This window comes from Streptomyces sp. NBC_00005, assembly GCF_045160215.1.
GTDB lineage: Bacteria > Actinomycetota > Actinomycetes > Streptomycetales > Streptomycetaceae > Streptomyces.
The window spans coordinates 154,774-174,264 of the sequence record NZ_CP108316.1; the positions used below are offsets into that span (position 1 = coordinate 154,774).

The window sequence follows — 19,491 nt, forward strand, 5'->3', positions numbered from 1 at the left end:
GTTCCTCTCCGTCGCGCACACCCGTGTGCCTTTTGTAACGACTTCCATACTGGCGCATCATGGCGTTACGAACAAATGAGAGGAATTGGAGCTCAGGCCGTGAAAATAGAGATCTGGGCCGAGGTCACCTGCCCCTGGTGCGGGCTCGGCAGCCATCGTGTGGACCGGGCCGTGGAGCGGTTCGAGCACAGCGACCAGGTGGAGGTGGTCCACCACTCGTTCCCGCTGGGCGCCGGCTTCCCCGCCGACCGCACGGTCAGCGTCCGCGAGGCCCTGCTGAGCAAGCACGGCATCAGCGGCGCGCAGGCCAAGGCGGCGACCCGGCAGATCGAGACGCTGGCGGCCTCGGAGGGACTGAGCCCCTACCGAGTGCTGGGCAACGTCGTCGGCGACACCGAACTGGCCCACGAGTTCCTCGCCCACGCTTCCGTGCAGGGTAAGAACCGCGAAGCCTGGGCCATGATCTTCCGTACGTACTTCGGCAAGGCCGAGCCCGTCTTCGCTCTGGACGACCTGCTCCGGCTCTCCGACGAGCTGGGCCTGGACCCTGACCTGACGCGTCAGGTGCTCACCGAGCGCCGCTACCGTGCCCGGGTCCAGGGAGACGCCCGCCGCGCTCAGCGCCTCGGCGCTACCGGCGCCCCGTTCATCGTCGTCGACTGCCGCTACGGCGTCCCCGGTGCGCAGGACAGTGACACCCTGCTCGACCTGCTGCGTACCGCCTGGGACGAAACCCACCCGGTCACCCTCGCCCCCGCAGGCGACGCCCCGGGCTGCGGCCCCGATGTCTGCGCCGTCCCGGCCCGTCCCTGACCCGTCACCCATCCCCACCCCCATCTCTGTGAAAGGCACAACAGCCATGTCGTACCTGCTGCACATCGACTCTTCCTCGCTCGGCGAGGCGTCCGTCTCCCATCAGGTCGCTCAGTCCTTCCGCGACCAGTGGCAGGGCCCGGTCGTCCACCGCGACCTCGCCGCCTCGCCGGTGCCGCACCTGAGCGCCGCGGGCATCACGGCCCGCATCACCGACCCGGCCCAGCACACTCCCGAGCAGGCGAAGGCGGCCACGCTTCAGGACGAGCTGATCGAGGAGTTCCTGGGTGCCGGCGCGTACCTGTTCACGGTGCCGATGTACAACCTCTCGATGCCGTCGGTGTTCAAGGCATGGCTGGACCAGATCATCGTCACGGACCGCACCCTGATCTTCAACGGCACCTCCCCGGTCGCGGGCCGTCCGGCCGTACTGATCTCCGCCCGGGGCGGCGGCTACGGCCCCGGCACCCCCAACGAGGGCCTCGACTACGTGGTGCCCACCCTTGAGGCCGTCCTGGGCCACGACAACCTCCTCGGCCTGGACGTCACCACCGTGATACCCGAGCTGACCATGGCCCCCATGGCTCCGGCCCTCGCCCCGCTCCTTCCTCTGCACGAGGCATCCATGGCCGCCGCCCACGACCAGGCCCGCTACCTCGCCACCGCCATCGGCACACCGCGTGCCGCCTGACGCAAGAGGCCCGGATGCGCAGCCGGCAGGCCGCCCGTCACCGCCCGCCCCGCCAGCGCACCGCCGACACCGCCCGCGTCTGGGCCACATGGACCGCCCCGGAGGACGACCACACCCCGGACGCCGACCACCACCTGGGCGACTTCATCGACAGCCAGTACGCCGACAAGACCGGCGCCCTGGTCTTCGCCTGCCTGCTACACCTGGCCGGCGACAGCAGCGGCGCCCGCTTCTGGTGGCGCTTCGCCGCCGGCGTCGGCCACCTGGCCGCCGAATACTGCCTCTTCCTCGAACACGCCCACAGCGGCGAGTACTACGACGCCGACTACCGGCGCGGCCAGCTGCTGCGCCACCACTTCGAACCCACCTACACGTGCGGCGACCGCGCGGATGCCCCCTGCTCGCTCCGGAACTCATCGGCCAGGTCCACCCGCACATCACCCGCTCCCACCACCCCGAGATCGGCACCCTCCCACTCCCCCGCCCACCCCTCGTCCAGGAACTGCGCCACCCGACCACCCTGCTGTAGGACCACATCGCCCGGCCGGCACCAGCCGGGCGGATGCGGCCGGCACCAGCCGGGCGGATGCGGCCGGCACCAGCCGGGCGCCGGGCGACCGCGAAGGTGTCCTGGTTCAAACGGCGCGCGGCCTCAACAGGGGAACACTCAGGGGTGATTGATGGTTCATCAGTATGTGACCGCGGAGGGACAGTGTCCCCGGGCCTCACCCACAGCCCATGGGGACGATCGTCCGGCTGAAGCCTCATGGAGCCTTCCGCCGGGAGGCGACCGCCCTTCGCACGTCACCTCGATACGGCCCCGGCAGGTCTCCCCCGCCGGCTCCCGGCATCACGGATCTCGGCTTCCCTCTGGTGTCCCGAGCCCGGATGAGTGCGAACGAACGGGATGGGTACGGTCAGGCCAGACTGAACAGGGCGCGCGCGTTGCCATGGGCGATCTTGCGGCGGTCGAGCTCGCTGATCGGTGCCTTCTCGATCCATGCGGCACCCTTGGCATTGTCCGCATAGGGGTAGTCGACGGAGAACAGGATGTGGTCGGCGCCCACGGTGAGGATGGCGTTGGTCAGCGCGTGGTCGGAGAAGTTGCCGCTGGTGGTGATCCAGATGTTGTCGGCAAAGTACTCCGGCAGGCTCTTATTGATCTTCTTGTCGAAGGGGTTCAGGTCGAACATGTTCTGGGTGCGCCACAGCAGCGCCGGCAGGCCCTCACCCAGGTGTCCCAGGATCAGCTTGGCGGTCGGGAACCGGTCGAAGTGACCGTCCAGCAGCAGCCGTACGGTGTGCGCGGCGGTCTCGGCGCCAAAGCCCCAGGTGGCGCCCTTCATCTCCGGATGGCCTTCGTACAGGGTCAGCCCGCCGGTCAGGGCGGGACGCGGGTGCAGGTACAGGGGAACGTCGAGTTCGCACAGCGCCTCCCAGAACGGGTAGTACGCCGGGTCGTCGAGATAGCGGCCGTGCGCGGCATCGGTGGTGTTCGTATAGCCGTTGACCATGACGCCCTTGAAGCCGAGGTCAACGACGGCGCGGCGCAGTTCGTTCACGGCGTTCTCGGGCTCCTGCAGCGCGACCGCGGCGAAGGCGGAGTAGCGGTCGGGGTGCCGGGCGACCTGCTCGGCGAGGAAGTCGTTCTGCTTGCGGGCCTCGGCCGTGGCCGTCACCGGGTCAGTGATGATCTGTATGCCGGGGGCGGTCAGAGACAGGATCTGGTGATCGATGCCGGCCGCGTCCATGCCGGCCAGGCGCACCTCGTCGAACTCGCGCAGCTTCTCGAAGATCGGCCGGTAGTACTCCGGCGTGATCCCGCCCCCGTGGGCCGCCCTCGCAAGCTCCTCGTTGTCGGCCAGGATCCGGGCGACGTCGTCCGGGTGCGCGTACGCCTCTTCCAAAGTGATCTTCGGCAGACGAGTGATGCTCATGCTTTCCTTACTCCATACGGGTGATCCGGTGGCCGCTCCCCGGGAGGGACGACGGCGAGACATCGCGCGGCTCCGGTTCATGTTCCGTCCGGGAGAGCTCGCACCCGGCCACTCCTCGGAGCGGTCTTACCTACCCGAAGGAGCAGGTCATCGAGACAGAGATCTTGGACTCGGTGCTCGCCCTGCTGCGGGCGTCCGACGCCGAAGTGCTGCCGCGGCTGTCCGCCGCACTCGCGGGGCCGGTTCCACACTCATGGGCTGCCGCACTGGTGGCCGGCAGCGTGCGCACCACGGGTGGCGTCGCCGGCGATGCGGACCCGGAGCCGACCAGAGCCGAACTGGCCGATCTCGCCGACCGGATCCCGCCCGGCACCTCCTGGTACGGGCGGGCCGAGCTCGGCGGCACCGCCCGGCAGGTGCTCGCCGTGGTGCCCGAGGAACCGGCCGCCGCCGGCTGCGTCCTGGTCCTGGCCCATGCCCCGGAGACCGCCGCGGCGCACGCGGTGGCGCGGGGTCTGTGGGAGATCGCCGTGGTCCGACTGAAGACGCTCGTCTCCCTCGGGACGGTCGACCCCCTGACGCACCTCGCCGCGAACCGGGTCGCGGCCGGCGAGCACGCCAAGGACCTGGCGGTTTTGAAGGACGCTCACGCGGCTACGCTCACCGCGGTCCTGGGGGCGCTGCGCTCACGGCGTCTTGGCGATGCGGCCGCCCGGGAGGTCGCGGTTTCGGTCGCCTCGTCGGCGCTGACCGCCCTGCACGCCCACCCGATCGCGGGGGAACAGACCGCAGGTGAGGCATTCGACTCCCTGGCCGAGCGGCTGAGGACGCTGGCCCGCCACAGCGGCTTCGAACTGGAGCCGGCACCACCGAAGCACGCCGGCAGGCTGCTCCCGCCCGAGGTGGCCGAGGGCGCCCGGGCGATGGTGCGCGGATGTGTTCTGGCCATGTTGGAACACACGGGGCTGAGCCGGATCAGGGTCGGCTGGGAGGCGGAGGACGGTCACCTGGTGGTGAGCGTGCGCGACGACGGCGACGGGGCCCTGTTCCCTCAGGCGCTGGCGGAGTACCGGCTGCGGGAACGGCTGGCCGCGCTCGGCGGCGACTTCGCCATGGAGGCCGTTCCCGGCTGGGGCACCTCGGTCACCGCGCGCTTTCCGCTGGCCCTGCCCCCGGCACCCCGACCGGGCGTGCTGGAGGGCCTCAGCGGTCGCGAGCTCGACGTACTGACCGAGCTGGCCCGTGGGTGCAGCAACCGTGAGATCGCCGCGCGGCTGAACATCACCGAGCACACGGTGAAGTTCCACGTGGCCAACATCCTGTCCAAGCTCGGCGTACGCTCCCGGGGCCAGGCCGCCGCGGCAGCCCGGGCCGCCCGCCTGTGAAGCCCTGCGCGCAGCTCTGACCATCCGCTGCTCGCGGGTACTTCGCGGTCCGCGTGAGGCGGGGGACGGCACCGTTCGCCCTGTCGACCAGGGCGAAGGCCGCAGGTTTCAGCAGGGTCTTGCCGACCACGGCCGCCCTACCGATCCCGTCGACACGCTCGCGCGCGCCGTGCACCCCGCACCTCGATGTCGTGCCGGTGCCGGCCGTGCTTCTCCAGCGTCTCGCTGAGCACCGGGCCTGCGGCGCGATGGCGTCGGGTGCGGCGTCGGAGAAGACCACACCGAAGCCGACGGTGTCGTCGGGGCGGTTGCGTTCGAAGACCACGACCTCCGTCCCGGGCCGGTTCCGCTTGAGCAGCGTGGCGAGGAACAGGCCGCCCGGCCCGCCGCGATGCAGGCAACTGTCATCGCGTTTCCTTCACGTTCACAGCCACGCGGGCAGCTTCGGTACGGATGCGCCGCCGGCGGGGTGCAGGGGGCCGGGCACGGGGCGTCCGGTCACGTAGGTGGTCAGGCTCGGAGTGTCACCGCTCACCACGACCGGGTCCGCGGTGCCCGGCGTGCCCAGGAGCCAGGTCCGGCCGCCGTCCTCGGCCCGCAGCTCAACGGGCGGGAATTCGGGACGACTCCGGGAGGTGGCGGCCATGTCGTCGACGAGCGCCGCGCACACCTCGCGCGAAACGTCGTCGAAGGTGGTCTCGGTGTTCAGGTCGACGGCGTGCACCCACACCTCCCGCACCCGCATCCAGGCCACCTCGGAAGCGGGCACCTCGCGGCCCCGCACCGTCCGTACGGTCGCGTCCCAGCACTCCTCCGGCAGCGTGGTGAGCTCCTCGGCCAGCCGTCCGTCGGCCGCGAGCAGGGCCGCGCGCAACTCGCCCACCGGGCGGCCGGCGCCTTCCTCGATCTCGCTCGCACGCTGGTCGGTGGTGGCGTACATGGGTGTCTCGACCCCTGTACGGGCCCAGGTCAGCAGGTTGACGAGCGCGTCGGCGTTGCGGGCCACGTGGGCGACGACATGGGCGCGGCTCCAACCCGGCAGGTGTGAGGGCCTGGCGAGGCCTGCGTCGGTCACCCGGTCCACGGCGGCCTCGAAGGCGGCCGTGCCGCCGGCAGCCCACTCCAGCATCGAGTCGGGCCGCGGGCTCACCGAACCTCCCTGCGGCAGACGTTGCGGCACTCGCCGATCCCCTCGATCCGCGTGACGAGGACCGATCCGTCCTCCAGATAGCGGGCGGGCTTACGGGCATGGCCCACCCCGCCCGGGGTCCCGGTGGCGATCACATCACCGGGGGCGAGCGTGACGATCTCGGACACGTAGGCAACGAGCGTGGCCGCGTCGAAGACGAGGTCGGCGGTGTCGGCCTTCTGGACCGTGTCGCCGTCGACCTCGCACATGAGGCTCAGGCCCTCGCCGGCCACCGCGGGGTCGTCGGCGGTCACCAGCCACGGCCCGATGGGCGTCGTGGCCTCGAAGGTCTTGCCCTGGTGCCACTGGGGCGTGCGGAACTGCCAATCGCGGGCGCTGACGTCGTTGACCACCGTGTACCCGGCGATCGCGGCACGCGCCTGCTCCTGGTCCGCGTGCCTGACCTCCGCCCCGATGACGATGGCGAGCTCGGCCTCCCAGTCCACCTGCGTGGACGAGGCGGGCAGGATTACGTCGTCGTACGCGCCGACCAGTGCCCGCGCGTACTTGGAGAACAGCGCCGGGTACTGGGGCAGCTCCCGGCCCATCTCCAGAATGTGGTTGCGGTAGTTCAGGCCCACGCAGACGACCTTCTCCGGGGCGACGACCACCGGTGCGTAGTCCAGGCCGCCGAGCTCGTAGTCCTCGCCGGAGGCGGCCGCGGCACGCGCGGACCAGTCGGTGTGGCGCAGGAAGGCGACCAGGTCGCTCTCCCCCAGGTCCACCGCCTTGTCCTCGTCGACGCGGACGGCTCGGGTGGTGCCGTTGACCCGGATGGTGGCGAGCTTCACTTCTGTTCTCCTCGGAGGGTGGTACGGGCGAGGCCCAGTGCCTCGTAGACGGGTTCATCGCTGAAACGGAAGAGGTCGACCTGAGTGCGTGCGGTGAGCGTGACCTCGCACCAGGACGGGACGACGAACAGGTCGCCCTTGGTGATCTCGAAGACCTTGTCTCCGACTTCGGCGACCGCCTCGCCGTCGAAGACCTGCCAGACCGCCGAGCCGACCGAACGGACCGGCACGCTCCGGGTGCCGGCCCGCAGTCGGCGCATCTCGGTGCGGATGGTGACCAGGGCGTCCTTGCCGGTCGTGGGGTTGGAGAAGCGGACTCCGGCGTACCCCGGCTCGATCACGCCTGGGACTCCTTCGGCCTCCAGCTCCAGCTGAGCGGTGAGCGCGGCGTCCGTGTGCTCCCAGCGGTAGGCGGCCAGCGGGGAGTTGGGCCGGTCGGGGTGGTTGATGGGCCGCAGGCCCGGGTGGCCCCACAGCCGCTCTCCCCGTGAACGCTCGGGCGTGGCACGGGTGGACAGCTCGTCGGGTCCGAACTCGAAGAATCCGGCGTCCAGTTGCGAGACGAGGGGGATGTCGAGGCCGTCGATCCAGGTCATCGGGTGGTCCGTGACGTTCTGGTGCTCGTGGAAGGCCCAGCTCGGCGTCAGCAGCAGATCGCCGCGGCGCATCGCCACCGCGTCCCCGTCGACGTTCGTCCACACGCCCTCGCCGTCGACGACGAACCGGAAGGCGCCCTGGCTGTGCCGGTGGGAGGGGGCGACCTCGCGCGGCCCCAGGTACTGGATCGCCGTCCACAACGTCGGCGTGGCGTACGGCAGCCCCGGCAGCCCCGGGTTCGACAGCGCCATCGCCCGGCGCTCCCCGCCACGCCCCACCGGCACCAGCTGCCCGAACCGCTCGGCGATCGGCAGCAGCTGCGACCAGCGCCACAGGTGCGGGACCGCCGCGGGCCGGGGCGACGTCGGCATGAGGTCGTCAAGCTGGGTCCACAGCGGTATGAGACCCGCATCCTCGAAGTCTGCATACAGCTCGTCGAGGAGCTTCTGCCCGATCCGTTCGCTCGCTGTGTCGGTCACGGCAACCTCCAGATTCTGCACTCCGTGGCTATGCTCCGCAGCTCACTGAAAGTGTGCACAGTTCAGCATCAGAGGTGACGTTACACAGATGTTTCCCCTCACGGGAATCCTCGAGGTCAACATTCCGCCCCCACTGGGGGTGGCGCGCTCGACCGCCCACCGGATCCTGGCGATGCTCGTCTTCCATGGCTTCGCCGAACAAGACCGTCACAAGGTCTACCGGCCCGGGCCCGCCCAGCGAGCGCGGAGTGAGCGCCGTCGGTGCGTTCGTCCGCGACCGGGCGGGCGCCGCCGTCGCCGTGGCGGCCCCGTCCTCCCGCTGCCCCCGAGCCCGGCTGACGTCAGTGGCGCAGCCGCTGCTCGCGGTCGTGCGGGGCATCAGCCGGCGTCTGTGACGACGGGTGACCGGTCCCCGGAGTGCGTACGCCTGGCTCACCTGCCGTCAGGACACTGCACGGGCCGTCGGCAGAGCGTCATGAGGGCCCCGTCGGCAGCGTCCCGGCTCCGTTCGCCGGTGCGAGAGGTACGTCAAGGCGCGTCGCAAGGTCGTCATAGGTGATGCCGAAGGTCTCGAGCACGGTGGCGCCCTCGGGGCCGACGCGGAAGGTCGCGAGGTCGGTGTAGACGCGGTCGACGCATCCCAGCCCGGTGAGCGGGTAACTGCATTCCGGCACCAGTTTGGGCGAGCCGTCCTTCGCGAAGAGCGTCATCATGACGAACACCTTCTTGGCGCCGATCGCAAGGTCCATCGCACCCCCGACGGCTGGGATCGCGTCGGGCGCGCCGGTGTGCCAGTTGGCCAGGTCACCGGCAGCCGAGACCTGGAAGGCGCCGAGCACGCAGATGTCGAGGTGGCCGCCGCGCATCATCGCGAAGGAGTCGGCGTGATGGAAGTAGGACGCTCCTGGTAGCTCGGTGACCGGGATCTTCCCCGCGTTGGTGAGATCCGGGTCCACCTGACCGGGCTTGGCTGCGGGGCCCATGTTGAGCATGCCGTTCTCGGTGTGCAGCACCACCCCCGCTCCCTCGGGGAGGTGGTCGGCGACCAGCGTTGGCTGGCCGATGCCCAGGTTGACGTAGGAGCCGTGCGGGATGTCGCGAGCCACGATGGCGGCCATCTCGTCCTTGCTCAGCGGCCCCCGGTCGAGGTTCATCACGAGTGAGGTGGTCGAGTTCATGCGGCCGGCCCTGCCTTCACGATGCGGTCGACGTAGATGCTCGGCGTCACGACAGCCTCCGGGTCGAGTGCACCGGTCTCGACGATTTCGCGGACCTGTGCCACGACCGTGGTCGCGGCGGTGGCCATGACGGGTCCGAAGTTGCGGGCGGTCCTGCGGTAGACGAGGTTGCCCATCCGGTCGGCCCTGTGGGCGCCGATCAGCGCCACGTCGCCCTTGATGGGGTGCTCCAGGACGTAGGTGCGGCCGCTTATCTCGCGGGTCTCCTTGCCCTCGGCAAGGGGTGTACCGACGCCCGTGGGCGAGAAGAACGCGCCGATCCCGGCACCGGCCGCACGCATCCGTTCGGCGAGGGTGCCCTGTGGCACCACCTCGAGCTCGATCCGTCCCTCGCGGTAGAGCCCGTCGAAGACCCAGGAGTCGGACTGGCGGGGGAAGGAGCACACGATTCTGCGCACCCGCCCCTTGGCCAGCAGCGCGGCCAGCCCCGTGTCGCCGTTGCCGGCGTTGTTCGACACCACGGTCAGATCGCTCGCGCCCTGCCGGATGAGCGCGTCGATCAACTCGACCGGCATGCCGGCCATGCCGAACCCTCCGACCAGCACGGTCGAGCCGTCCCTGACCCCGGCCACGGCCTCATCGGCATCCGCACACATCTGAACAGTCATCGGGCCTGCTCCGAAACGTTCTCCAGGACGACCGCCAGGGCCTGTCCGACACCGATGCAGATCGCGGCGACGCCCCACCGCTCCCCCGACTCGCGCAACCGCGCGGCGAGGGTGCCGAGGATCCGGCCGCCGGAGGCGCCGAGCGGATGGCCGATCGCGATCGCACCACCCTTGGTGTTCACGATGGCCGGATCGATCTTCCAGGCGTCCACGCAGGCCAACGACTGAACGGCGAAGGCCTCGTTGAGTTCGACCGCCGACACGTCCGACCAGGAGATCCCTGCCCGCTTCAGCGCCCGCTCGGCCGCCTCGACCGGCGCGAACCCGAACATCTGCGGCTCCAACGCCGACACCCCGCGGCCGGCGATCCGCGCCAGCGGCGCGAGGCCGATGCGCGACGACGCGTCCTCCGAGCCGATCAGTACGGCGGACGCACCGTCGTTCAGTGGCGAGGCGTTGCCGGCGGTTATGACGCCGTCGGGGCGGAACGCCGGCTTGAGGCCGGCCAGCTTCTGCGACGTGGATCCGGGCCGGATGCCCTCGTCGCGGGAGAGACGGACCTCGCCGTCCAGCACGACGGGAACCACCAGGTCGTCGTAGAAACCCGAGTTCCAGGCATCGTCCGCGAGTTGGTGCGAGCGGGCGGCGAACTCGTCCTGCCGTTCCCGGGTGATGGCGAACCGCTGGGCGAGCTGCTCGTTCGCCTCGCCCAGGGAGACGGTCCACTCCTTCGGCATGCGCTCGTTGACCAGCCGCCACCCCAGGGTGGTCGACACGGCGGTCACGTTGCCGGCGGGGAAGGCACGTGACGGCTTCGGCAGGACCCACGGCGCACGCGTCATCGACTCCACCCCGCCGGTGAGAGCGATGTCGGCGTCACCGCTCTCGACGGCGCGCGAGCCGATGATCGCCGCGTCGAGCGAGGAGCCGCAGAGCCGGTTGACGGTCGTGGCCGGCACCGACGTCGGCAGCCCCGCCAGCAGGACCGCCATCCGGCCGACGTTGCGGTTGTCCTCGCCCGCGCCGTTGGCGTTGCCCCAGACCACGTCGCCGATCAGGGCGGGGTCGAGCGACGGCGCCTTGGCCAGGGCTCCTGAGACGGCGACGGCGGCGAGGTCGTCGGGCCGTGCCTCGGCGAGCGCCCCCCCGAACCGTCCGAAGGGCGTTCTCACTGCTGTGTAAACGAAGCTGGCAACCATGGGACTCAACGTAGGCTCCGGGATTGATCTCGTCCAATATTTAGTTCCGCTCGATTAATCAGCGAGACAGATAAGCTGAGGTCATGGAACTTCGGCATGTCCGTTACTTCCTCGCTCTCGTCGAGGAATGCCACTTCGGCCGCGCCGCCCAGCGCCTGCACGTGGCCCAGTCGGCCCTCTCCCAGCAGCTCAAACAGCTGGAGCGAGAGCTCGGGACGACGCTCTTCGCCCGCTCCACACGGCGCGTGGAGCTCACCGAGGCCGGCCGCCACCTGGTCACCCATGCGCGGTCGATCCTGGCCGAGGTGGAGCGGGCGGAGGAGCAGATGGCGCTGCTCGCCACCGGCCGGGCCGGACGCGTGTCCATCGGGTTCGTCGGAACCGCCACCTACGACGTCCTGCCGCGGATCGCCCGTACCGTACGGGCGCAGCTGCCGGGCGTGTCCCTGGAACTGCGCGGCGAGCTGCTCAATCCCGAACTGGTCGAAGGCCTGCTCTCAGGCACCTACGACCTCGCCCTGTTGCGCACCGACGCTCCGGTGGACGCTGCCGTCGAGGTCACCACCCTCCGGTCCGAACGGCTGGTGGCCGTCCTGCCCACCGGCCATCCGCTGGCGGGCCGCCGCGAGATCCCCCTCGCGGCACTCGCCGACGAGCCGATCGTCGTCCACCCGTCCCGCGACCGTTCCTCCATGCACGGCCGGGTCCTCGCAGCCTGCGCCCGTGCAGGCTTCGAACCCTCCGCCCTGGTCGAGGTCGGTGAGACCGCAACGCTGGTCGTGTTCGTCGCCGCAGGTCACGGCGTCGCCCTGGTCCCGGAGTCGGTACAGAGTCTCCGCGTCGACGGCGTGACCTACCTGCCGCTCACCGAGACTGAAACCGTCGACCTGGGACTGGCACGCCGTGCGGGCCGGAGTTCAGCAGCAACGGAACAAGTCGCAGCCGTCATCGAGACATGCGTAAGGCACTGAGCAGCGCCGCGACTCCGGGCCGCTCGGATTCTCGCTCACACGCGCCGGCCCACCCATCCAGCCGCGGATGGTGGAACACATCGCCGCGGGTGGCCGGCCTTCGGCGACCGGCATGGGCCGGCCGCCGAAGGCCGCGACGGTGGAAGGAACTACAGGCTGCGGCCGAGCGGCGTCGCCTGCCAACGGTTACCGGGCGGCGGGGCTGGTCGCAGTGACGGTCCCGCTGTGCTGAGGGCTCGTCCGGGCAGCGGAGCCGGCCTGGTCCTGCTCGTTCCCGCGCCGCTGGGGACGCATGAGGACAAGGGCCAGCAGACCGGCCACGATCCCGGCAGCACCGGCGACGGCGAAACTGGCCTGCAGGGCATGGGCCGAGGCGCCGTGCAAGGCCGTGACCAGGTCGGCGTGCTGGGCGGCGGGTGTGGTGGCCAGGACCTCTGCTGCCCGCCCACTGGACAGCGCCGAGGCCAGCGAGTGCGCTCCGGACACCGCATGGCTGCTCAGCCAGCCGGACGCCTGAGACGAGAAGACGCTGCCGAGCACGGCGATCCCGACGGCGTAGCCAAGCTGGCGGGCGGTGTTGACCGCGCCCGCGGCCATCCCGGCCCGCTGCCGGCCCACCGCAGCCGTCGCTGAGGAGCCCAGGATCGGCATCATGGCCCCGGCACCGATGCCGATGACCAGGTAGCCGGGTATCAGCGCCGCCCACCCGGAGCCGGCGTGGATCAGGGCGCTCTCGGTCAGCGAGCCCAGCCCGACCAGCAGCATGCCGATGCCGATCAACAACTGCGGACGGACTCCGTGCAGGAGACGGCCCACGAGCAGCGAGCTGGCGAAGACCGCCAGCGACATGGGCAGACCGGTCAGACCCGCCTGGAGCGGGGAGAGGCCGAGCAGGGACTGCAACCAGATGGAGGCGTAGGTCAGCATGGCGAACGCCGCGAAGTTGATGAGCAGCGCCGCGATCATGACGCCGTTGAAGGACCGTTTGCGGAACAGCGACAGGTCCAACATGGCGTGCCGGCTGCGGGCCTGGACTGCCAGGAAGCCGGCGAGCGCGACGGCGGCGACCGCGAACAGGCCCAGGACCGCTCCCGAGGTCCAGCCGAGTTCGTTGGCGCGGATCAGCGCGTACACCAGCGCCGCGGCGGCGAGCGTGAACAGCGCGGTGCCGACGTAGTCGGGACGGCGCTCGTGCTGCGGCCGCTCGCCCGCCAGAACGCGCACGCTCAGGGCGATGGCCACGACACTGACCGGCACGTTCACGTAGAAGATCCACCGCCAGTCGGCCACCTCGGTCAGCAGACCGCCCAGCACCGGCCCCACGGAGGCAGCGGCACCGGAGACGGCCCCCCACACGCCATAGGCGGTCGCGCGGTCACGGCCATGGTAGGAGCTGTTGAGCAGAGGGAAGGCGGTGGCGAACATGGCGGCCGCCCCGAGACCCTGCACGGTACGGACCGTGATCAACCAGCCCGTGTTCTGGGCCGCACCGCACAGCACGGAGGCCAGTGCGAAGGCGGCGAGTCCGGTCAGGTAGGTGCGCCGGTGCCCGGTCAGGTCGGCCAACGCACCGACGCCCAGCAGTACCGCCGCCAGCGCCAGTGCGTAGGCGTCGACGACCCACTGCAGCGACGCGAACGAGGTGTGCAGGTCCAGGGCCATGTCCGGCAGGGCAACGTTCACGATCGTCACGTCGATCAAGAGCATGAATGAGCCCAGACACACCGCGACCAGGGGAAGCCATTTGCGCATGGAGAAACGCATTCCTTTCATCGAAAAGCGTTCACCAGCATGCTCCGCCCTCCCACGCCACCCCAACGCGGCGACCAGGAACGCGCACGAACCTCCATGGATGCCGGTCTGGTGAAACCATGTCTTCATGGTCGACACCCTCGACAGGCAAATCATCCATGCACTGCAGCACTCACCCCGTGCCTCGTTCCGACGTATCGGCGCCGTGGTCGGCGTCTCGGAGCAGACAGTGGCCCGCCGCTACCAGGCACTGCGCAGAGACGGTGTGGTGCGGGTGCTGGGACGCATCGCCCCCGCCGCCCACGGCCATTCCGAATGGGTGGCCCGCATCAGCTGCCGGCCCGACCGGGTCAACACCCTCGCCCATGCCCTCATCGGGCGCCCGGACATCTACTTCGCCCACATCACCTCCGGCGGTGCGGAGATCATCTGCATCGTCCACTCCCCCGCTGACGGCCCCCACGACGACGTGTTGCTGCAACAACTGCCCAAGGCCGTCTCCGTACTGAATGTGCACATCGACCTGCTGCTGCACGGCTTCGGCCCGGGTCGCACCTCGAACTGGGTCGGCTACGACGACCGTCTGACGCCCGAGCAGGAGCAGCAGTTGACCGCGGACCGGATCGAACCCGTCGGTGAGACGGTGGAGTTCACCTCGGAGGACGCTGCGCTGCTCGCGGTCCTCACCGAGGACGGCCGCGCCGGCCACACCCAGCTGGCCGCGGCGACCGGGTGGTCCAAGGGCCGCGTGGCTCGCCGGCTGGAAGCCCTGGAAGCCGCCGGGACGCTGTTCTACGACGTCGACCTGCTGCCCGATCGCCTCGGCTACCACATGCACGCGACCGTGTGGCTGCGCGTGGCTCCGCACCATCTGGAAGGCGTCGGGGAAGAACTGGCTCGGCACGAGGAGACCGCCTTCGTGGGCGCCGTCAGCGGACCGCACAACATCATGGCGGTCGTCATCTGCCGCAACTCCGAAGAGCTTTACGGCTACCTGACCACCCGCGTGGCCACGATCCAGGCCATCGACGGGTACGAGGTGAGCATCCGAGTCCGCCGCCTGAAACAAGCCGGTTCGGTCGTCACACGGGGCCGGCTGGTCCCGCCCTCGGCACACCGATAGATCAACGACGGACGGCACGGCGGACACAGCACGGTCCACCGCGCTGCACGCCGGAGCGTCCACGTGACGGAAGCGGAAACCGCCCCCTTGACTTCGACACGGGCTCCTCGTAATTTCGTCAGCACACCAATCATTGGTGTACCAATTATTTTGGATTGCTGCCTGCCGGCCTGCCCCCGCACGAGGAACCCGCGTATGCGCACACATCAACCAGCGCGTGCACCCGTGGCTGCGCTGGGGGGGGCGCCGGCGGCCCGGCAGCCGCAACCACAGTCCGCGCCTGACGCGGTCTGACACCAATGGAGCCGCATTGACCACCGAGCCTGTCTACGACGAGTTGCCCCGCCATGGCGTGGCACCGTTGTGGCGCTACTACGGCAACCTCTTCCCCGCCCAGCCCCGCAGCCGCGCGGTGCCCTTCGTGTGGGCCTGGCACGACATGCGTCCCCATCTCCTGCACTTCTCCAAAACCCTCTCCCTGGACGAGGCCGAGCGGCGGGTGCTGATGCTGGTCAATCCAGCTCTCACGGAACCGCCTGCCACGGTCAACACCCTGTACGCGGGACTGCAGGTCATCCTCCCGGGAGAAACTGCCCAGGCCCACCGGCACACCTCCAACGCCTTCCGATTCATCATCGAAGGCAGCGGTGCCTGGACCACGGTCGACGGCGAACGCGTGCACATGAGCCCCGGTGATCTCCTGCTCACCCCCGGCTGGGCCTGGCACGACCACACTCATGCCGGGGACGCCCCCATGATCTGGCTGGACGCCCTGGACTATCCGCTGGTCAACGCGCTCGAGGCCGGCTTCTACGAAAAGTACCCCGAGCGCCTTCAGCCGGTCACCCGCCCCGATGACGCCGGAAGCCGGCAGTTCCTGCACGGCCGCCTCAACCCGGCCTGGCAAAGCCCTCAAGGCCCCAATTCGCCGGTCACCCGCTACACCTGGGCGGAGACCGAGCGGGCGTTCGACGCCATCGCCGACAGCGCCGAGGGCAGCGACGTGGACGGCATCGTCCTGGAATACACCAACCCCTGGACCGGCGGCCCCGTGATGCCCACCATCAGCTGCCGCGTCCAGAAGCTTCGCCCGGGCTTCGAAGGAGCCGGCCGTCGCCACACCGCCTCCACCATCTTCCACGTGGTACGAGGAGAGGGGGCCACCATCGTCGACGGAACCCGCCTCGACTGGGCCCAGCACGACACCTTCGCGGTACCCGGCTGGGCCGCATACCGCCACCTGAACACCTCCACATCCGCCGATGCGGTGCTCTTCTCCTACAGCGACCAGCCCGTCATGAACGCCCTGGGCCTGTACCGGTGCGAGCCCGCAGATCCGGCAGCCTGACCCCCATTTCCCCCTTCCTTCTCCGTCCGCTCCGCTCCGCTCCCATAAGGAACCCCATGCGTTTCGCACTCTTCGACGACGGCCGACTCGGCTGCGTAGATGGTGATGACCTCCTCGACGTCACCGACGCTCTCGGTGACGATGCCCGGCACTCCGGCGGCGCACTGCAGGCCTGGATCGAAGCCCACGCCGCCGGGCGAACGCCCAGTCTGTCCCTGGAGACCGCCCCCCGCATCCCCTTGGCGACCGCATGCCTTCAGGCACCCCTGCCTCGCCCCGGGAAGATCATCGGCGCACCCGTCAACTACCGCGACCACCAAGCGGAAATGGAGTACACCACCTCCATCGCCGACCTGGGAGTGTTCCTCAAGGCCAACTCCTCCGTCATCGGCCCCGGCCAGGACATCCGCATCCCCTACAGCGACAAGCGCACCGACCAGGAAGGCGAACTCGGCGTGGTCATCGGCCGCACCGCCTCCCACGTACCAGTCGAACAGGCACTCTCGTACGTGTTCGGCTACACCTGCGTCCTGGACATCACGGTGCGCTCCGGCGAGGACCGCTCCACCCGCAAGTCCTTCGACACCTTCACCCCACTCGGCCCCTGGGTGGTGACCGCGGACGAGGTGCCCGACCCCGACCGCCTCGACCTGCGCTGCGACGTGGGGGGCGTAACCCGCCAGCAGGTCAACACGGCCGACCTCATCTTCAGCATCAGCGAACTGGTCGCCTACACCAGCTCGGTCATGACCTTGCACCCCGGCGACGTCATCGCCACCGGCACCCCAGCCGGCGTCGGGCCGCTCTCCCATGGCGACCGGGTCGTCGTGGAGATCGACCGGATCGGCCGGCTGGAGGTGGGAGTCGACGCCGGTCACGCCACTCCCTACGCCCAGCGGCCCGGCAGCGCGTCCGCACTCGCCCGCTGATCACCACGTGCCGCTCCGGTCACTACACTTCCCACCTGCGCAAGGTGCCTCCACCGGGGAGGCACCGCAGTGGGCGGAAATTGGGCAAACATGGTTCAGGCACTCCAACTAGACGCCTACATCGGGTATTTGATCCGGCGTTGCGAGCAGGTCCACACCGCCTTGTGGTCCGCGCAGGTCTCCCGTGAGATCACCTCCCAACAGTTCGCCGTGCTCAACACCTTGGCCCGCCGGCCCGAAGTGGACCAGCGAACCCTGGCCGAGGAAGCCTCGCTGGACCGGTCCACCATCAACGTCATGGTCCGCCGCCTGGCGGACCAGGGCTACGTACAGCAGGTACGCCACGATCGCGATCGTCGCCGCACCGTCCTGCGCCTCACACCCGACGGCGCACGCTTGCTGGAAGGACTCATCCCGCCCGCCCAGCGCATCAACCAGCAAATGCTCGAGGTCCTGTCCACCGAGGACCGGGCCACGGCATTGCGACTTCTGAAAACACTGGCCGAGTCCGACCTTTCCTGAGGGGTTCCCACTCAGGGCTTCGGCGCAGCCGCCGAGGTCGCAGTCGCGGAAGTCCCGGTTCACGACCTCCCTGCCGACGGTCGGCGAGTGGATCACCGACGCCCCGCCCGCTGTCCTGGAACACCTCGGCGTACGGACCGATCGCTGTTCCCGAAGCGGTGCACATTCCCGCCGCGCCACCACCCCCTCGCCTCCACGCGCGCACGGTCGGCGGACGCCGGATCTCGTTGGGCCGCTGATCCCAGCCGTCGACGCCATGCACCTGAGACAGTCCGTCTCGGCAACCCTCCACTGACCTCCCCTACTAACTGCACACACAAGAACGGGACAAAGGCTTTCCAGCTGGGGGCACTGCACAAGTGAGCTACACCTGCTCCTACTATGGAGGAGTCAATGTGTACACACTTGGCATCGGTCATCTCCTGCCCAGTCAGGCGGACGACCGCGGCGAGATGCCCACCCCACCCGGAAACGGGTTCCTCGAAAGGCAACACTGATGAGTCTTTTGGACTTGTCGCGATGGCAGTTCGCCATCACGGTTGTGTTCCACATGACCTTCCCGGCGATCACCGTCGGACTCTCGATCTTCCTGTCCGTCGTCTACGGCGTGTACTGGCGCACGGGCAAGCCGGTCTACCTGCAGATGTTCCGGTTCTGGCGGCGTATCTTCGCCGTCGGCTTCGCGATCGGTGTGGTCGCCGGAGCCGTCATCACCTTCCAGATGGGTCTCAACTGGGGTGTGTACGGGGCCAAGACGGGCCCGATCATCGGACCGATCATCGGCATGGAGGTGGTGACCGCCTTCTTCGTCGAGGCGGGGTTCATCGGCGTCCTCCTCTACGGGGAGGGGCGGGTCCGCAAGGGCACCATGTTCCTGTCCACCGTCATGGTGTCGCTCGGCACCATCCTGTCCTCCACCTGGATCATCGCGGCGAACTCGTGGATGCAGGCCCCGGCCGGCTTCAAGATCGTCCACGGCCAGTTCGAGCCCACGGACTGGATGCGTGTCATCTTCAACCCGTCGTTCATCTGGCGCTGGCCGCACATGCTGGCCGCCGTGCTCATCTCGGCCGCCTTCTTCATCGCCGGCATCTCGGCCTGGTATCTGAGAAAAGGGCGCGCCAAGGGCTTCGCCCGCCGGTCGATGTCGATCGCTCTCGGCGTCGCCGCCCCGTTGATGCCGGTCGAGGTCTACGTCGGTGACAACGTCGCCGGCCACGAAGTGGCGCACCAGCTTCCCAAGCTGGCGGCGATTCAAGGCAACTGGAACAACGGCAACACCGGTTATGTCCTGTTCGCCATTCCCGATCAGGAGGCCGCACGCAACATCGTCGAGCTGGACATCCCCTGCCTCGGAAGTGCCATTGCCAAGGACCTGACCTGCAAGAAAGCGGCGCCGGGGCTGAAAATCGTCCCGCCTGCCCTCCGGCCCGACATGGCTGCGACCTTCTGGGGTTTCCGCGTCATGTTCCTGGCGGCCCTGCTGATGTTCGGCACGGTGTTCGCCGCAACGGTCCTACGCATACGCAAACGCCTGTGGACGGCATCGCGATTCCACACGTTCGTGCTCTGGAGCACACCGGTGGGCATCCTGGCCACCCTCGGGGGCTGGGTGGCCGCCGAGGCGGGACGGCAGCCGTGGATCGTGTTCGGCCTGCTGCGCACCTCGGACGCGGTGTCCCACCTGGCATCCGGCGAAGTCCTGTTCTCCGTGTTCGGCTTCTCGGCGCTCTATCTGTTCATGCTCGTGGCCTACATCGCGTACATCGTCAAGACCATGCGCACCGGCCCGGAACGCGACGACCCCGAACGTGAATCCTCAGCGGACCTGGGGGGCACGGATCCAACTGGTCTTGCCGAAGAGTCCGGACCGGAGAAGCGTCCCCAGCTGCTCAACTCCCGTGAGGTTACGGCCTGAT

The 19,491-nt window shown here is 69.3% G+C and carries 19 protein-coding genes and 1 pseudogene; 12 read left to right on the forward strand and 8 right to left on the reverse strand.

From position 1 onward, the window contains the following. The first annotated feature begins 99 nt into the window (after positions 1 to 99). Genes OG303_RS00790 through OG303_RS00800 form a run of 3 tightly spaced genes read left to right on the forward strand, consistent with a single transcriptional unit; the run spans position 100 to position 2,181 of the window. Entirely contained in the window at positions 100 to 813 is a 714-nt protein-coding gene (locus tag OG303_RS00790) for a DsbA family protein (RefSeq protein WP_405863672.1), read from the forward strand. A 46-nt stretch (positions 814 to 859) separates the two neighbouring features. After that, positions 860 to 1,504, forward strand: coding sequence for an FMN-dependent NADH-azoreductase (locus OG303_RS00795; RefSeq protein WP_405863673.1), 645 nt, complete (start codon positions 860 to 862; stop codon positions 1,502 to 1,504). Positions 1,505 to 1,518: 14 nt separating this feature from the next. Further along, complete coding sequence (locus OG303_RS00800) at positions 1,519 to 2,181, forward strand: hypothetical protein (RefSeq protein WP_405863675.1); 663 nt, start codon at positions 1,519 to 1,521, stop codon at positions 2,179 to 2,181. 240 nt (positions 2,182 to 2,421) lie between these two features. On the opposite strand, the gene OG303_RS00805 is transcribed toward OG303_RS00800, so the two are convergent. Then, positions 2,422 to 3,441 carry an amidohydrolase family protein gene (locus OG303_RS00805; protein ID WP_405863677.1) on the reverse strand — a complete coding sequence of 340 codons (1,020 nt, stop codon included), beginning with the start codon at positions 3,439 to 3,441 and terminating at the stop codon, positions 2,422 to 2,424. Between the two features lie 173 nt (positions 3,442 to 3,614). Between OG303_RS00805 and OG303_RS00810 the strand changes: the two genes are divergently transcribed. Next, the gene (locus OG303_RS00810; RefSeq protein WP_405877025.1) at positions 3,615 to 4,826 is read left to right on the forward strand and encodes a LuxR C-terminal-related transcriptional regulator; all 1,212 of its coding nucleotides are present in this window, start codon (positions 3,615 to 3,617) and stop codon (positions 4,824 to 4,826) included. Between the two features lie 424 nt (positions 4,827 to 5,250). Here the strand turns inward: OG303_RS00810 and OG303_RS00815 are convergent, their stop codons facing one another. Genes OG303_RS00815 through OG303_RS00825 form a run of 3 tightly spaced genes read right to left on the reverse strand, consistent with a single transcriptional unit; the run spans position 5,251 to position 7,882 of the window. After that, entirely contained in the window at positions 5,251 to 5,976 is a 726-nt protein-coding gene (locus OG303_RS00815) for a maleylpyruvate isomerase family mycothiol-dependent enzyme (RefSeq protein WP_405863679.1), read from the reverse strand. Beyond that, positions 5,973 to 6,806, reverse strand: a complete 834-nt coding sequence (locus tag OG303_RS00820; RefSeq protein ID WP_405863681.1) for a fumarylacetoacetate hydrolase family protein — start codon at positions 6,804 to 6,806, stop codon at positions 5,973 to 5,975. The genes OG303_RS00815 and OG303_RS00820 overlap by 4 nt, the downstream gene beginning before the upstream one ends. Next, positions 6,803 to 7,882, reverse strand: coding sequence for a cupin domain-containing protein (locus OG303_RS00825; RefSeq protein WP_405863683.1), 1,080 nt, complete (start codon positions 7,880 to 7,882; stop codon positions 6,803 to 6,805). Before OG303_RS00825 ends, OG303_RS00820 begins: the two co-directional genes overlap by 4 nt. 133 nt (positions 7,883 to 8,015) lie before the next feature. Here OG303_RS00825 and OG303_RS00830 point away from each other — a divergent pair. Together OG303_RS00830 and OG303_RS00835 are read left to right on the forward strand one after the other, a co-directional pair. Continuing rightward, positions 8,016 to 8,114: pseudogene (locus tag OG303_RS00830) on the forward strand (helix-turn-helix domain-containing protein); the annotation flags it as partial. Continuing rightward, on the forward strand, positions 8,068 to 8,277 hold the full coding sequence (locus tag OG303_RS00835; RefSeq protein WP_405877885.1) for a hypothetical protein: 210 nt from the start codon (positions 8,068 to 8,070) through the stop codon (positions 8,275 to 8,277). The pseudogene OG303_RS00830 and the gene OG303_RS00835, both read left to right, overlap by 47 nt. A gap of 78 nt (positions 8,278 to 8,355) precedes the next feature. Here OG303_RS00835 and OG303_RS00840 read toward each other — a convergent pair whose 3' ends face one another. Genes OG303_RS00840 through OG303_RS00850 form a run of 3 tightly spaced genes read right to left on the reverse strand, consistent with a single transcriptional unit; the run spans position 8,356 to position 10,927 of the window. After that, entirely contained in the window at positions 8,356 to 9,060 is a 705-nt protein-coding gene (locus OG303_RS00840; protein ID WP_405863685.1) for a 3-oxoacid CoA-transferase subunit B, read from the reverse strand. After that, positions 9,057 to 9,728 carry a 3-oxoacid CoA-transferase subunit A gene (locus OG303_RS00845; RefSeq protein WP_405863687.1) on the reverse strand — a complete coding sequence of 224 codons (672 nt, stop codon included), beginning with the start codon at positions 9,726 to 9,728 and terminating at the stop codon, positions 9,057 to 9,059. Before OG303_RS00845 ends, OG303_RS00840 begins: the two co-directional genes overlap by 4 nt. Continuing rightward, positions 9,725 to 10,927 carry a thiolase family protein gene (locus tag OG303_RS00850; RefSeq protein WP_405863689.1) on the reverse strand — a complete coding sequence of 401 codons (1,203 nt, stop codon included), beginning with the start codon at positions 10,925 to 10,927 and terminating at the stop codon, positions 9,725 to 9,727. Before OG303_RS00850 ends, OG303_RS00845 begins: the two co-directional genes overlap by 4 nt. Before the next feature lie 83 nt (positions 10,928 to 11,010). Here OG303_RS00850 and OG303_RS00855 point away from each other — a divergent pair, with 83 nt between their 5' ends. Next, positions 11,011 to 11,898, forward strand: a complete 888-nt coding sequence (locus tag OG303_RS00855) for a LysR family transcriptional regulator (RefSeq protein WP_405863691.1) — start codon at positions 11,011 to 11,013, stop codon at positions 11,896 to 11,898. Positions 11,899 to 12,084: 186 nt separating this feature from the next. Here the strand turns inward: OG303_RS00855 and OG303_RS00860 are convergent, their stop codons facing one another. Then, complete coding sequence (locus tag OG303_RS00860) at positions 12,085 to 13,650, reverse strand: MFS transporter (protein ID WP_405863693.1); 1,566 nt, start codon at positions 13,648 to 13,650, stop codon at positions 12,085 to 12,087. A gap of 127 nt (positions 13,651 to 13,777) precedes the next feature. Between OG303_RS00860 and OG303_RS00865 the strand changes: the two genes are divergently transcribed. The 5 genes from OG303_RS00865 to OG303_RS00885 all read left to right on the forward strand — a co-directional run bounded on the left by OG303_RS00865 (position 13,778) and on the right by OG303_RS00885 (position 19,490). Next, complete coding sequence (locus OG303_RS00865; protein ID WP_405863695.1) at positions 13,778 to 14,773, forward strand: Lrp/AsnC family transcriptional regulator; 996 nt, start codon at positions 13,778 to 13,780, stop codon at positions 14,771 to 14,773. Between the two features lie 310 nt (positions 14,774 to 15,083). Further along, positions 15,084 to 16,121, forward strand: coding sequence for a cupin domain-containing protein (locus OG303_RS00870; protein WP_405863697.1), 1,038 nt, complete (start codon positions 15,084 to 15,086; stop codon positions 16,119 to 16,121). Between the two features lie 56 nt (positions 16,122 to 16,177). Beyond that, on the forward strand, positions 16,178 to 17,050 hold the full coding sequence (locus tag OG303_RS00875; RefSeq protein WP_405863698.1) for a fumarylacetoacetate hydrolase family protein: 873 nt from the start codon (positions 16,178 to 16,180) through the stop codon (positions 17,048 to 17,050). Positions 17,051 to 17,140: 90 nt separating this feature from the next. Beyond that, positions 17,141 to 17,572, forward strand: a complete 432-nt coding sequence (locus OG303_RS00880; protein ID WP_405863700.1) for a MarR family winged helix-turn-helix transcriptional regulator — start codon at positions 17,141 to 17,143, stop codon at positions 17,570 to 17,572. 496 nt (positions 17,573 to 18,068) lie between these two features. Continuing rightward, positions 18,069 to 19,490: a cytochrome ubiquinol oxidase subunit I gene (locus tag OG303_RS00885; RefSeq protein WP_405863702.1), complete on the forward strand. Its 1,422-nt coding sequence runs from the start codon at positions 18,069 to 18,071 to the stop codon at positions 19,488 to 19,490. Position 19,491 lies beyond the last annotated feature (1 nt).